Annotated in this window: 10 protein-coding genes; 6 read left to right on the top strand and 4 right to left on the bottom strand. The window is 69.2% G+C overall.

Translation table 11 applies throughout. The annotated features are described in order from the left end of the window. Positions 1 to 3 precede the first annotated feature (3 nt). A complete protein-coding gene (locus ACTWJ5_RS14505; RefSeq protein WP_444439187.1) occupies positions 4 to 2256 on the bottom strand; it encodes a PAS domain-containing sensor histidine kinase in 2253 nt (750 codons plus the stop codon). 166 nt (positions 2257 to 2422) lie between these two features. On the opposite strand from ACTWJ5_RS14505, the gene ACTWJ5_RS14500 reads away from it, so the two are divergent. The 3 genes from ACTWJ5_RS14500 to ACTWJ5_RS14490 all read left to right on the top strand — a co-directional run bounded on the left by ACTWJ5_RS14500 (position 2423) and on the right by ACTWJ5_RS14490 (position 6921). Next, positions 2423 to 4045 (top strand): acyl-CoA synthetase, encoded by a 1623-nt coding sequence (locus tag ACTWJ5_RS14500; protein WP_444439186.1) that lies wholly within the window; start codon positions 2423 to 2425, stop codon positions 4043 to 4045. A gap of 57 nt (positions 4046 to 4102) precedes the next feature. Next, positions 4103 to 5869 (top strand): acyl-CoA dehydrogenase C-terminal domain-containing protein, encoded by a 1767-nt coding sequence (locus tag ACTWJ5_RS14495; RefSeq protein WP_444439184.1) that lies wholly within the window; start codon positions 4103 to 4105, stop codon positions 5867 to 5869. A 422-nt stretch (positions 5870 to 6291) separates the two neighbouring features. After that, positions 6292 to 6921 (top strand): class I SAM-dependent methyltransferase, encoded by a 630-nt coding sequence (locus ACTWJ5_RS14490; RefSeq protein WP_444439183.1) that lies wholly within the window; start codon positions 6292 to 6294, stop codon positions 6919 to 6921. Here ACTWJ5_RS14490 and ACTWJ5_RS14485 read toward each other — a convergent pair. Both ACTWJ5_RS14485 and ACTWJ5_RS14480 read right to left on the bottom strand, forming a co-directional pair. After that, positions 6918 to 7949 (bottom strand): ABC transporter substrate-binding protein, encoded by a 1032-nt coding sequence (locus tag ACTWJ5_RS14485; RefSeq protein ID WP_116425289.1) that lies wholly within the window; start codon positions 7947 to 7949, stop codon positions 6918 to 6920. The genes ACTWJ5_RS14490 and ACTWJ5_RS14485 overlap by 4 nt on opposite strands. Positions 7950 to 8032: 83 nt before the next feature. Further along, positions 8033 to 8806: a class II aldolase/adducin family protein gene (locus tag ACTWJ5_RS14480; RefSeq protein WP_444439180.1), complete on the bottom strand. Its 774-nt coding sequence runs from the start codon at positions 8804 to 8806 to the stop codon at positions 8033 to 8035. Positions 8807 to 8972: 166 nt separating this feature from the next. On the opposite strand from ACTWJ5_RS14480, the gene ACTWJ5_RS14475 reads away from it, so the two are divergent. Continuing rightward, positions 8973 to 10379, top strand: coding sequence for an aminotransferase-like domain-containing protein (locus ACTWJ5_RS14475; RefSeq protein WP_444439179.1), 1407 nt, complete (start codon positions 8973 to 8975; stop codon positions 10377 to 10379). Positions 10380 to 10559: 180 nt separating this feature from the next. Beyond that, on the top strand, positions 10560 to 11261 hold the full coding sequence (locus ACTWJ5_RS14470) for a YebC/PmpR family DNA-binding transcriptional regulator (protein WP_074979673.1): 702 nt from the start codon (positions 10560 to 10562) through the stop codon (positions 11259 to 11261). 166 nt (positions 11262 to 11427) lie between these two features. Here the strand turns inward: ACTWJ5_RS14470 and ACTWJ5_RS14465 are convergent, their stop codons facing one another. After that, complete coding sequence (locus ACTWJ5_RS14465; RefSeq protein ID WP_253390782.1) at positions 11428 to 12324, bottom strand: LysR family transcriptional regulator; 897 nt, start codon at positions 12322 to 12324, stop codon at positions 11428 to 11430. A gap of 147 nt (positions 12325 to 12471) precedes the next feature. Here ACTWJ5_RS14465 and ACTWJ5_RS14460 point away from each other — a divergent pair, with 147 nt between their 5' ends. Further along, positions 12472 to 13986: a CoA-acylating methylmalonate-semialdehyde dehydrogenase gene (locus tag ACTWJ5_RS14460; RefSeq protein WP_253411383.1), complete on the top strand. Its 1515-nt coding sequence runs from the start codon at positions 12472 to 12474 to the stop codon at positions 13984 to 13986. The last annotated feature ends 30 nt before the right edge of the window (positions 13987 to 14016 follow it).

Raw genomic sequence — 14016 nt, 5'->3', positions numbered from 1 at the left:
CCATCATGCCTTGCCCCCTTCGCCGGCCGCCGGCAGCCGGCACTCCAGGCGCAGGCCGTCGGCCGCCGGGCGCGCGTCCAGGGTGCCGCCGAAGCCTTCGACCATGCCGCGGCTCATCGACAGCCCCAGGCCCAGGCCGTCCGGCTTGCTGCTGTAGAAGGGCGTGAACATGCGCCCCAGCGTCTCTTCGTCGGCCCCCGGGCCGTTGTCTTCCACCCACACGCAGAGCCGGCCGTCCGCCTCCAGCGCCGAGCCGATGGCGATGGCCGAAGGCGCGCCGGCGTGGCGCTCGCGGTTGGCCTCGATGGCGTTGCGCAGCAGGTTCAGCAGCACCTGTTGCAGCAACACCCGGTCGGCGTAGACCGGCGGCAGATTCTCCGCCAGCGCCTGGCCGATGGCTACCCCGCCCTGCCCCGCTTCCCAGGCGCACAGGCCAAGGGACTCACGCACCAGCTCGTTGACGTCCAGCGCCTGCAGGCGGCGCTGGCCCTTGCGCAGGAAGGCGCGCAGGCGGCGGATGACTTCCGAGGCATGGTTGGCGTGCTCGGTGATGCGCGCCAGGCCCTGGGCCACGCGCTGCGCCGCCTCCGGGTTGCTGCCCAGGGCCGCCAGGTAGCGCTGGCTGGCGCCGGCGTAGTTGACCACCGCGGCCAGCGGCTGGTTGATCTCGTGGGCGATGCCCGAGGCCAGCTCACCGAGGGTGACCAGGCGCGCGCTGTGGGCCAGCTCGTCCTGGTGGCGGCGCTGCTGGTGCTCGCGCAGTTCGCGCTCGGTCATGTCGCGGGCCACCAGTGAGTAGTAGCGCTCGCCGCCGGCCGCGCGGTGGCCCAGCAGCACCAGCGACACCGGCACCGGCGCGCCATCGCCCAGCGGCCGCAGCTGGCCCTCGGCGCGCCACACGCCCTGGCTGTCCACCGCCTTCCAGCCCTCCTCCGCCAGGCGTTGCAGCAGGGCTTCGTCGAACAGCCCGGCGAGGCTCTCCGGCAGGCTGTCCTCGCCCAGGTTCAGCGCCTTGCGCGCCGCAGGGTTGGCGTAGTTGGGGCGGGCGCCGGCATCGACGAACAGCACCAGGTCGGCGTTGGCCTCCACCACCTCGGCCAGGCGCCGGCGGTTCTCCTCGACGCGCACCCGCGCGGTGATGTCGCGGGACACGCTGACCACCTCCACCACCGCCCCGGTGTAGGTCTCGCGGATAGCGCGGCTGGCGGTCTCGAACCACAGGTAGTGGCCGTCGCGGTGGCGCAGGCGGTAGGTCAGGGTCGCGTAGCCGTCCTGCTCCAGGGCGTCGCGGGTGTGGCGGGCCACGCGCTTGCGGTCGTCCGGGTGCAGCAGCGGCAGCACCGACTGGCCGCGCATCTCCTCCGGCCAGTAGCCCAGCAGCGGCCAGGACGAGGGCGAGGCGTCGAGGATGACGCCGTCGAGGGTGCGGCGGGAAATCAGGTCGCTGGTGTTCTCGATGATCTGCCGGTACAGCCGCCGCGCCTGGGCCGCCTCGCGCTCGCCCTGGATCTGCGCGCTGGCCTCGCGGCCGCGCACCAGCACCTCGGCCTGGCCGGCGTCGGGGATGAAGCTCCAGAGGAAGTGCCGGCCGCCCTGCTCGCTGGGCGCGTCCTGCACCGCGCGGGCCTGGGCCAGGCAACTGCGCAGCAGCTCGCGGTGGTTGCTCGGCAGCAGCTCGCGCACGTCGTCCAGGCCCAGTTCGGCGGCCAGGCCATGCAGCGCCGGGTTGCCGTCGAGCAACTGCCCGTCGCCATCCAGCAGCAACGCCGGCAGCGGCTCGGCGGCCAGCAGCGGCGCGGTGCGGCGTGCGCCGCCGGCCAGCGCCATTACTTCACCCAGCAGCTCGCCAACCCAACCCAGCCAGGGCATGGCGGCGGCATCCCGCGCGGCCAGCAGCAACAGCCCGGGTTCGCCGCCCAGCGCCAGGTTCAAGGCCAGGCCATGGCTCCAGCCGGCGCGGCGCAGGCGCCCGCCCAGCCAGCCGGGCAGCGCCAGCAGTTCGTCCAGGGGCATGTCGCGGCGGCCGGCAAAAGCTGCATGCAGGGCCTCGTCGTTGGCCTGCAGCGGGTCGCCGGCGCCGGGCGGCAGGCGTTCATCGCCAAGCGCCTCGTAGCTGCGCGAACGCGGCCGCCAGGCCAGGTAGAGCGCGCGCTCCAGGGGCGCGCGGGCGCGGCACAGGGCGAGCAGCGCATCGGCCTGGGCGGCCGCCGGCGCGGGCTCGCGGAGCAGGCGCACCAGGGTGTTGAGTTCAGGCATGGAGGCAGTTCCGGGTGCTTTTATTGGAATATAGTATTTATACCATAAGCATATGGTTGTACTTCCATAACTATCTCGGCATTGCTATAAATCGCCCCATCAGCCGCCCGACCCGCCTGCGGGCAGCCAAGAACAATGAGCTAACAATCAGCCACAGGGTGTCCATATGTCGATCTTCGAACAGGGTCTCGCGCCTGCCTCGGTCAACCATACCGCGCTGACCCCGCTGAGCTTCATCGAACGCACCGCCAGCGTTTACCCCGACCGTACCGCCGTGATCCACGGCAGCCTGCGCCGCACCTGGCGCGAAACCTACCAACGCTGCCGCCGCCTGGCCTCGGCCCTGGCCTGGCGCGGCATCGGCCGTGGCGACACCGTCGCGGTCATGCTGCCCAACACCCCGCAGATGCTCGAAGCGCACTTCGCCATCCCGATGATCGGCGCGGTGCTCAACACCCTCAACGTGCGCCTGGACGCCGAGGCCATCGCCTTCATGCTGCAGCACGGCGAGGCCAAGGTGCTGATCACCGACCGCGAGTTCCACGACGTGATCCGCGCCGCCCTGGGCATGCTCGACCACCCGCCGCTGGTGATCGACGTCGACGACCCGGAATACGGCGAGGGCGAGCCGGTCAGCAGCCTGGACTACGAGGCCCTGCTGGCCGAGGGCGACCCCGAGTACGCCTGGGCCTGGCCGCGCGACGAGTGGGACGCCATCTCGCTGAACTACACCTCCGGCACCACCGGCAACCCCAAGGGCGTGGTCTACCACCACCGCGGCGCCTACCTGAACTCGCTGGGCAACCAGATGACCTGGTCCATGGGCCAGCACCCGGTGTACCTGTGGACCCTGCCGATGTTCCACTGCAACGGCTGGTGCTACCCCTGGACGGTCACCGCGCTGGCCGGCACCCACGTGTGCCTGCGCCGCGTCGACCCGCAGAAGATTCTCACCCTGATCCGCGAGCACCGCGTCAGCCACATGTGCGGCGCGCCCATCGTGCTCAACGCGCTGATCAACATGCCCGACTCGGCCAAGGCCGCCATCGACCACCCGGTGCACGCCATGGTCGCCGGCGCCGCGCCGCCGGCCAAGGTCATAGGCGCGGTGGAGGAAATGGGCATCCGCGTCACCCACGTCTACGGCCTCACCGAGGTCTACGGCCCGGTCACCGTGTGCGCCTGGCATGAAGAGTGGGACGAGCTGCCGCTGGACGAGCGGGCCAGGATCAAGTCGCGCCAGGGCGTGCGCTACCCGACCCTGGAAGGCGTGATGGTCGCCGATCCGAAGACGCTGGAGCCGGTGCCGCGCGACGGCCAGAGCGTCGGCGAGATCTTCATGCGCGGCAACACCGTGATGAAGGGCTACCTGAAGAACCCCAGCGCCACCGAGGAAGCCTTCGCCGGCGGCTGGTTCCACACCGGCGACCTGGCGGTGTGGCACCCCGACGGCTACGTGGAGATCCGCGACCGGCTGAAGGACATCATCATCTCCGGCGGCGAGAACATCTCCACCATCGAGGTCGAGGGCGTGCTGTTCCGCCACCCGGCAGTGCTGGAAGCGGCCGTGGTGGCGCGCCCGGACGAGCGCTGGGGCGAAACCCCGTGCGCGTTCGTCACCCTCAAGGCCGGCCATGCCGACACCGAGGCGGCGCAGATCATCGCCTTCTGCCGCGAGCACCTGGCCGGCTTCAAGGTGCCCAAGACCGTGGTCTTCGCCGAACTGCCGAAGACCTCCACCGGCAAGGTGCAGAAATTCGTCCTGCGCGACTGGGCCCAGAAGCTCTGACCTCCCCTTCCCACTTGCGATAGCGCCCCGGCCAGGCCGGGGCGCCGAGGTACATTCATGCCCGACTACAAGGCTCCGCTGCGCGACATGCGCTTCCTGCTCACCGACGTATTCGACGCCCCGGCCCTCTGGCGCCGCCTGCCGGCCCTGGCCGAGCGGGTGGACGCCGATACCGCCGACGCCATCCTCGAAGAAGCGGCGAAGATCACCGGCGGCCTGCTCGCCCCGCTCAACCGCAGCGGCGACGAACAGGGCGCGCAATGGAAGGACGGCGCGGTGAGCACCCCGGCCGGCTTCCGCGAGGCCTACGCCACCTACGCCGAGGGCGGCTGGGTCGGCCTGGCCGGCAACCCGGACTTCGGCGGCCTGGGCATGCCGAAGATGCTCTCGGTGCAGTTCGAGGAAATGGTCTACGCGGCCAACGCCAGCTTCGCGCTCTACTCCACCCTCTCCGCCGGCGCCTGCCTGGCGCTGGACGCCCACGCCAGCGAGGCGTTGAAGCAGAAGTACCTGCCGGCCATGTACGAAGGCCGCTGGGCCGGCTCCATGTGCCTGACCGAACCCCACGCCGGCACCGACCTGGGGCTGATCCGCACCCGCGCCGAGCCCCAGGCCGACGGCAGCTACAAAATCAGCGGCACCAAGATCTTCATCACCGGCGGCGAGCAGGACCTGACCGAAAACATCATCCACCTGGTGCTGGCCAAGCTGCCCGACGCGCCGGCCGGCTCGCGGGGCATCTCGCTGTTCCTCGTGCCCAAGGTGCTGGTCGGCGAAGACGGCTCCCTCGGCGCGCACAACCCGGTCAGCTGCGGCTCCATCGAACACAAGATGGGCATCAAGGCCTCGGCCACCTGCGTGATGAACTTCGACGGCGCCACCGGCTGGCTGGTGGGCGAGCCGAACAAGGGCCTGGCGGCGATGTTCACCATGATGAACTACGAGCGCCTGTCCATAGGCATCCAGGGCATCGGCTGCGCCGAGATGTCCTACCAGGCCGCCGTGGGCTACGCCCGCGAGCGCATCCAGAGCCGCGCACCCACCGGCCCGGTGGCCAAGGACAAGGCGGCCGACCCGATCATCGTGCACCCCGACGTGCGCCGCATGCTGCTGACCATGAAGGCCCTGACCGAGGGCGGCCGCGCCTTCGCCACCTACCTCGGGCAGCAGCTGGACATCGCCAAGTACGGCGACGACGCCGCAGAACGCACCCGCGCCGAAGGCCTGGTAGCGCTGCTCACCCCGGTGGCCAAGGCCTTCTTCACCGACACCGGGCTGGAAAGCTGCGTGCACGGCCAGCAGGTGTTCGGCGGCCACGGCTACATCCGCGAATGGGGCCAGGAACAGCTGGTGCGCGACGTGCGCATCGCGCAGATCTACGAAGGCACCAACGGCATCCAGGCCCTGGACCTGGTCGGGCGCAAGGTGCTGGCCAACGGCGGCGAGCTGCTGGCGCTGTTCGCCGGGGAAGTCCGCGCCTTCGCCGGAGCCGCGGCGGACGACGAGTTCAGCGCCCCGCTGCTGGAAGCCCTGGACCAACTGGAAGCCCTCACCCGGCAACTCCAGGAGCGTGCCAAGGAAGACCCGCGCGAGCCCGGCGCCGCGGCGGTGGACTACCTGCACCTGTTCGGCTACACCGCCTACGCCTACATGTGGGCGCGCATGGCCCGCGCCGCCAGCGGCCAGGCCGATGACTTCCACCAGGGCAAGCTGGCTACGGCGCGTTTCTATTTCGCCCGCCTGTTGCCGCGCACCGAGTCCCTGGCCAGCGCTGTGCGGGCTGGCAGTGAAAGCCTGTATGCGCTGGAGGCTGAGCAGTTCTGATTCCCTGTTGAGCGTGTTGCGCGGCCAGTCCTTCGGGGGTGTGCCGCGCTTTTTTATTTCGTAGGAGCGAGCTTGCTCGCGAAGGGTGTTCTGCCGGTCGTGGGTGGTGCCTGTGCTGAAGAGCACCCTCTCCCTAACCCTCTCCCTGAAGGGAGAGGGGACCGTTCGGCGTGCGTTGGTGTTTCGGCATTAGCCGGCTAGCACGGAGATTGCCGGTTGAAACCCAGCCTCCTCTCGGCACGGACAAGCCCCCTCTCCCTTCAGGGAGAGGGCTGGGGAGAGGGGACGGCGTTCATCCCGAACACTGTTGTTACCGGCTGGCACCATTCGCGAGCAAGCTCGCTCCTACAAGTCCCCCCAGCCCCCATCACCCCAAAAACCCGGCGTAGAATGACCCTCCCAGCGACCCACCGACGCCCGCCATGCCCCTAGACGACCAGACCCTCCGCGACATCTCCCGCCTCACCCTGCAGCACTACCAGGACAGCGCCGAGGCCTTCCGCGAAGGCACCCGCGACCACGACGTCAGCCAGAACATCGCCGCCCTGCTGCGGCACATCCACGGCGAGCCGCCCTTCGCCCTGCTGGACTTCGGCTGCGGCCCCGGCCGCGATCTGTGCACCTTCAAGGCCCTGGGCCATGCGCCGGTGGGCCTGGACGGTTGTCCGAACTTCGTGGAAATGGCCCGCCAGGCCAGCGCTTGCGAGGTGTGGCTGCAGGACTTCCTGGCGCTGGACCTGCCGGCGGCGCGCTTCGATGGCATCTATGCCAACGCCAGCCTGTTCCACGTGCCGCGCCAGGAACTGCCGCGGGTGCTGGGCGAGCTGCGCGCGGCGCTCAAGCCCGGTGGCGTGCTGTTCTCCTCCAACCCACGCGGGGACAACGCCGAAGGCTGGAACGGCCCGCGCTACGGTTCCTATCACGACTGGGATAACTGGAAACAGCTGCTCGAAGCGGCGGGCTTCGAGCAGCTGGAACACTACTACCGGCCCGCCGGGCTGCCACGCGAGCAGCAGCCCTGGCTGGCCAGCGTGTGGCGGCGTGCTGATTAACTGCCCTTGGCCGCCCAGGCGTTGAAGCGCAGTTCCAGCTCCTCGCCGTGGTCCACCCAGAAGGCGAAGTCCACCGGCACCGCCTGCTCCAGGTTGGCCGGCGCGGTGTTCAGGCGCTCCACCAGGGCCGGGTCGAGCAGCGCGGTGGTCTTCTTGTTGACCGAGCCGTAGCCCAGCTTCACGGTGTGGATCTTCTGCTGCTCCGGGCGTAGCGAGAAGGCGATGAAGTCCTCCGCCTCCTGCTTCTTCGGGCTGCCCTTGGGGATGGCCCAGGAGTCGATGGCGTAGAGGCTGCCGTTCCACACCACCTTCATCGGCGCGCCCTCCTCCTGGGCGGCGAACACCCGGCCGTTGTAGGCGGTGCTCATCACCACGTCGCCGCTCGCTAGGAATTGCATGGGCTGGGCGCCGGATTCCCACCACTGGATCGACGGCTTGATCTGGTCCAGCTTGCGGAAGGCGCGGTTCACACCCTCGGGGGTGGATAGCACCTTATAGATGTCCTGCTTGGGCACGCCGTCGGCCAGCAGGGCGATCTCCAGGGTGTACTTGGCACCCTTGCGCAGCGCGCGCTTGCCGGGGAATTTCTGCGTGTCCCAGAAGTCCGCCCAGCCGGTCGGCGCGGTGGTCAGGCGCTTGGCGTCGTAGGCCATGGCCATGGACCACACCAGCAGGCCGGCGCCGCAGTCGGACACGGTGCCCGGCACGTAGTCGGCGACATTGCCCAGGCGCGCCGGGTCCAGTTGCTCGAACAGGCCCTCGTCGCAGCCGCGCAACAGTTCCGGGCCCTCGACCTGAACCACGTCCCAGTTGACGCTGTGGGTGTCGACCATGGCCTTGATCTTGCCCATCTCGCCGTTGTACTCGCCGGCGATCACCTTGTTGCCGGTGGCCTGCGTGAAGGGCTTGTAGAAGGCTTCGGTCTGCACATCCTTGCTGGTGCCGCCGAAGGAGATCACGCTCAGGTCGGCCGCCATGGCGCCGGACGCCAGGCCCATGAGCAGGGCCGCCGCTATCGGGTTCTTCATTTCCACCTCTTGGCTTTGTTGTTGGCAGATTGCAAGCACGCCAGGCGCCCGGCCTCTGCGGGCCGGGACGCACGCAAAAGGGATCAGCTGCGGTAGTCGGCCGCGCCGTCCTCGATCAGGCGCAGGGCCGACTCCCAGGCCAGCAGATGCAGGCCGCCGGCCAGGGCTTCCTCTTCCTGCACGGCGACGCGCTCACGCACCGCTTCGGGCGGGTAGCGCAGCTGGCGGCCGCCGGCCAGGGCCTGGACCTGGGCCTGGCAGGCGCGTTCGAGGAAGTAGATCTGGTTGAAGGCCTCGGCGATGCAGCGCCCGGTGGCCAGCAGGCCGTGGTTGCGCAGGATCATCGCCATGTGCGAACCGAGGTCGCGGACCAGGCGCGAGCGTTCGTCCGGGTCCAGGGCGATGCCCTCGTAGTCGTGGTAGCCCAGGCGGTTGTGGTACTTGAGCGCGTGCTGGCTGATCGGCAGCAGACCCTCCTCCTGGGCCGACACGGCGATGCCGGCGGCGGTGTGGGTGTGGATCACGCAAGCCACGTCCGGGCGCGCGGCGTGCACCGCCGAGTGGATGTTGAAGCCGGCGCGGTTGACGCTGTCGGGGCCGAAGCGCGGGTCGATGACGTCGCCGGCGTGGTCGACCTTGACCAGGTCGGAGGCGCGCATCTCGTGGAACATCACGCCGTAGCGGTTGATCAGGTAGTGCCCCGGCTCGCCCGGCACGCGGGCAGAGATGTGCGTGTCGATGTGGTCGGTCCAGCGGAAGTGCGCCACCAGCCGGTACAGCGCGGCGAGGTCGCAGCGGGCCTGCCACTCTTCGGCGGAAATACTCGCGGGGTCGATGTTGTAAGCTGTATCGCGCATGGCAATTCCTTGTCATCAGGCTTGCGCGGCTTGGCTGCCGCGTCGTGCCCCGCAGTGTGCTGGGCCGCCCGCCCGGCCGCCATGCACAGGGGCGCTGGAGTGCCTGCAGTGCTGTTATGGCCGCGCGGCCTGTACAGTTTTCGTTTCCCTTCCACCGGACGCTTCGATGCTGTTGCTCGACCCCACTTGCGAAACGCCCCTGGTCACCCAGATCGTCGACGGCATCGCCCAGGCCATCGACGAGCAGCGCCTGCGCCCTGGCGCCAAGCTGCCCTCCATCCGCAGATTCGCCCAGACCCACGGAGTGAGCCACTTCACCGTGGTCGAGGCCTACGACCGCCTGGTGGCGCGCGGCTGCCTGAACGCCGTGCCCAACGCTGGCTTCTACGTGCGCGGCCCACTGCCCGGGGAGACGGCCGACGAACAGGCCACGCCGGAATTCGACTTCGACGCCCACCTGCTGCTGCACAAGGTGTTCCAGCCCCTGGGCATGGAACTGCGCCCCGGCGTCGGCCTGCTGCCCGAGCACTGGCTGGATGGCGAAGGCCTGCTGCGCGGCCTGCGCACCCTGGCCCGGGAGGAACCGGCGCAGTTCGGCAACTACGGCCACAGCAAGGGCAACCCGCGCCTGCGCGGCAAGCTGGCCGACCGCCTGGCCGACGCCGGGGTGGCCGCCAGCCCCGAACAGGTGCTGCTGACCAGCGGCGCCAGCCAGGCGCTGGACCTGGCCGTGCGCTACCTGGTGCAGCGCGGCGACCCGGTGCTGGTGGACGAACCCGGCTACCACAACCTGTTCCTCAACCTGCGCCTGCAGGGCGCCAATCTGCTGGGCGTGCCGCGCAGCGCCGACGGCCTGGACCTGGAGCGCCTGGAGCAGCTGGTGCGCGAATACCGGCCCAAGGTCTACTTCACCCAGGCGCGGCTGCAGAGCCCCACCGGCGCCAGCCTGTCCCTGGCCGCCGCCCACCGCCTGCTGCAGCTGGCGGAGAAGTACGACTTCCTGATCGTCGAGAACGACATCTACGCCGACCTCGACCCCGCCGGCCAATTGCTGCTGGCCAACCTCGACCAGTTGGCGCGGGTGATCTACATCGGCAGCCTGTCCAAGGTCATCGCCCCCGCGCTGCGGGTGGGCTTCATCGCCGCCCACCCGGAGTTGATCGAGGAACTGGTGCCGCTGAAGATGGTGGCCGGGCTGACCAGCTCGGAGCTCACCGAGACCCTGGCCCTGGACATCCTCCTCCAGGGCCGCCAGCGCAAGCACGTGCGCCAGCTCCGCGAGCAGCTCGGCGAGGCCCACGACAGCGTGGCCCGGCGCCTGGAGGCGGCGGGGCTGGAGCTGTTCCACGAACCGCGCGCCGGGCTGTTCCTCTGGGCCCGCCACCGCGCGGTGGCCGACGCCACGCTGCTGGCCGAGCGGGCCAAGGAAGCGAAGATCCTGCTGTTCCCCGGCCAACTGTTCATGCCCGACGGCCGCCACGTGCCCTGGCTGCGCTTCAACGTCGCGCATTCCCTGGACGAGCGGCTCTACGCCTTCCTCTCCCGCCAGGGCGAAAGCTCGTACCTCACCTAAACCCGTCATTCCCGCGAACGCGGGGATCCAGAGTCTCTGGGTTCCCGCGTTCGCGGGAATGACGGGGTGGGATGGGGGTACGCATGGAAACGGCTATATCGCGCCGATCCGGCGGATATCGCCAGGCGCCGCGCCAGCGCTTAGACTTGCCGCCCATCATGAACCAGCCAAGAGAACATCATGGGCGCCCAGTGGAAAGCCAAACATAAGGAAGCCGCCGCCAACGCCAAGGGCCGCGTCTTCGGCAAACTCGCCAAGGAAATCATGATCGCCGCGCGCAATGGCGCCGATCCGGACATGAACCCGAAACTGCGCCTTGTGGTCGAGCAGGCCAAGAAGGCCTCGATGCCGCGCGACACCCTGGAGCGCGCCATCAAGAAAGGCGCCGGCCTGCTCGACGGCGGCGCCAGCTTCGAGCGCGTGGTCTACGAAGGCTTCGCCCCGCACCGCGTGCCGGTGATCGTCGAGTGCCTGACCGACAACGTGAACCGCACCGTGGCGGAAATCCGCGTGCTGTTCCGCAAGGGCCAGCTCGGCGCCTCCGGCTCGGTGGCCTGGGACTTCGACTACCTGGGCCTGATCGAAGCCACCCCGGCCGGCAGCGACGCCGACGCGGAACTGGCCGCCATCGAAGCCGGCGCCCAGGACTTCGAGGCGGGCGAGGAAGACGGCGACACCCTGTTCCTCACCGACGCCACCGACCTGGACGCCGTCTGCCGCGCCCTGCCCGAGCACGGTTTCAGCGTCGCCTCGGCCAAGCTCGGCTACAAGGCGAAGAACCCGGTGAGCCTGTCCGGCGCGGAGCTGGAGGAAGTCGAAGCCTTCCTCGACGCCCTGGACGGCAACGACGACGTGCAGAACCTCTACGTCGGGCTGGCCTGATACACGCTGAGCCCCCGACAGGAGGGCTCTTCGTAGGAGCGAGCTTGCTCGCGAACAAACGCGGTGCCATGCGGTTCGCGAGCAAGCTCGCTCCTACGAGAAGCCGTGCCCGGCCCGTATGGCACAACGCGCCGGGACGCCCGGTTATCGCGGACAAGGTCCGCTCCTACCCCACCCGCCCCATCAACACCGCCTGGCTCGCCTCGGCCTTCTCGCGGAGGAAATCCCAGGTGGTGCGCATCCGCGCGATGTCCTTGAGCTCCGTGGGCATCAGCATCCAGAAGGTCCGCACGAACTCGATCTCGCCCGCCAGCACCGGCTGCAGCGTCGGGTCCTCCGCCGCAGCGAAGGCCGGCAGGATGGCCAGCCCCGCCCCCTCGGCCACCGCGCGCTGCTGGGCCAGGATGCTGGTGCAGCGCAGGGCCATGTGCAGCGGCCGGCCGATCTCGTCCAGGTACTGCAGCTCCTTGCTGTACAGCAGGTCGTCGACGTAGCCCACCAGCGCGTGCTTGCGCAGGTCGTCGCGGTTGCGGATGGGCCCACGCTCGGCCAGGTAGTCCCTGGCCGCGTACAGGCGCAGCACGTAGTCGGTCAGCCGGGTGATCAGGTAGGGCCCGCGGCCGGGGCGTTCCAGGGTGATGACGATGTCCGCCTCGTGGCGCGACAGCTGCAGCGCCCGCGGCACCGCCAGCAGGTCCACGCCCAGGTGCGGGTGGCGGCGGTTCAGTTCCACCAGCTGCGAGGTCAGCAGCGTCGAGCCGTAGCCCTCGGTGGCGCCGATGCGCACCTTGCCCGAGAGGTTGTCCTCGGCCCCGGCCAGGCGCTTCTCGATCACCTTGCAGGCGCTTTCCATGGCCTCGGCCTGGGGCAGCAGGCCGTGCCCGGCCTCGGTCAGCCGATAGCCGGAGGGCTCGCGCACCAGCAGCTGCGCGCCGATGCTCTTTTCCAGCGCCTGCAACCGCCTGGCCACCGTGGTGTGGTCCACGCCCAGGCGCCGCGCGGCCACGGTGAGCTTGCCGGCGCGGGAGAGTTCGAGGAAGAAACGCAGGTTGTCCCAGTCCATCGCCGGCTCCGAGTGTGCAAAAACGCAGAGTATGCTTGCACATCACCGCATTGAATTCATCAAAAATGCACTGCTAGGATCAATCCAATCTCCTTGAGGTACGCCCCAAGGCCCATAACAACAAACCGCCGCAGGCTGGGAGTTCCGATGAGTACCACCACTACTGCCGTTCCCACGGTCAAACTCTTCATCGACGGCAAGCCCGTCGAGTCCACCAGCAGCGAATGGCGCGAGGTGATCAACCCCGCCACCCAGGAAGTCCTCGCCCGCGTGCCCTTCGCCACCGCCGAGGAAGTCGAGCGCGCCGTGGCCAGCGCCAAGGCCGCGTTCAAGACCTGGAAGAAAACCCCGATCGGCGCCCGCGCGCGCATCTTCCTCAAGTACCAGCAACTGATCCGCGAGAACATGAAGGAACTGGCGGCCATCCTCACCGCCGAACAGGGCAAGACCCTGCCCGACGCCGAAGGCGACGTGTTCCGCGGCCTGGAGGTGGTCGAGCACGCCGCGGCCATCGGCAACCTGCAGCTGGGCGAGCTGGCCAACAACGTGGCCGGCGGCGTCGACACCTTCACCCTGCTGCAGCCGCTGGGCGTATGCGCCGGCATCACCCCGTTCAACTTCCCGGCGATGATCCCGCTGTGGATGTTCCCGATGGCCATCGCCACCGGCAACACCTTCGTCCTCAAGCCCTCCGAGCAGGACCCGATGGTGACCATGCGCCTGGTCGAGCTGGCCCATGAGGCCGGCATCCCGCCGGGCGTGCTGAACGTGGTCCATGGCGGCCCGGACGTGGTCAACGCCATCTGCGACCACCCGGACATCAAGGCCGTGTCCTTCGTCGGCTCCACCCGCGTGGGCACCCACGTCTACAACCGCGCCTCGCTGGCCGGCAAGCGCGTGCAGTGCATGATGGGCGCCAAGAACCACGCCGTGATCCTGCCCGACGCCAACAAGGACCAGAGCCTCAACGCCATCGCCGGCGCGGCCTTCGGCGCCGCCGGGCAACGCTGCATGGCGCTGTCGGTGGCCATCCTGGTGGGCGAGGCCAACGAGTGGATCCCGGACCTGGTGGCCAAGGCCAAGACGCTCAAGGTCAGCGGCGGCACCGAGGCGGGCACCGACGTCGGCCCGCTGGTCTCCTGCGCCGCCCTGGACCGCGTCAGCGGCCTGATCGAGCGCGGCATCCAGGAAGGCGCCAAACTGGAGCTGGACGGCCGCAATCCGCAGGTGGCCGGCTACCAGAAAGGCAACTTCGTCGCCCCGTGCATCTTCTCCGGCGTCAGCGCGCAGATGAGCATCTACCGCGAGGAAATCTTCGGCCCGGTGCTCTGCGTGGTCTCGGTGAAGACACTGGACGAGGCCATCGAGCTGATCAACGCCAACCCCAACGGCAACGGTACCGCCATCTTCACCCGCTCCGGCGCCGCCGCGCGGCACTTCAAGGAAGAGATCGACGTCGGCCAGGTGGGCGTCAACGTGCCCATCCCGGTGCCGGTGCCGCTGTTCTCCTTCACTGGCTCGCGCGGCTCCAAGCTGGGCGACCTGGGCCCCTACGGCAAGCAGGTGGTGCAGTTCTACACCCAGACCAAGACGGTCACCGAACGCTGGTTCGACGAGAACGAAGTGGGCGGCGCGGTGAACACCACCATCCACCTCAAATAAGCCGCCAGAACCCGCCCGCGCGCCCCGCCG

Origin of the sequence: Pseudomonas sp. A6, from assembly GCF_052367875.1 — a bacterium.
GTDB classification, from domain to species: domain Bacteria; phylum Pseudomonadota; class Gammaproteobacteria; order Pseudomonadales; family Pseudomonadaceae; genus Pseudomonas; species Pseudomonas citronellolis.
This window is presented reverse-complemented; position numbering and strand designations above follow the sequence as displayed.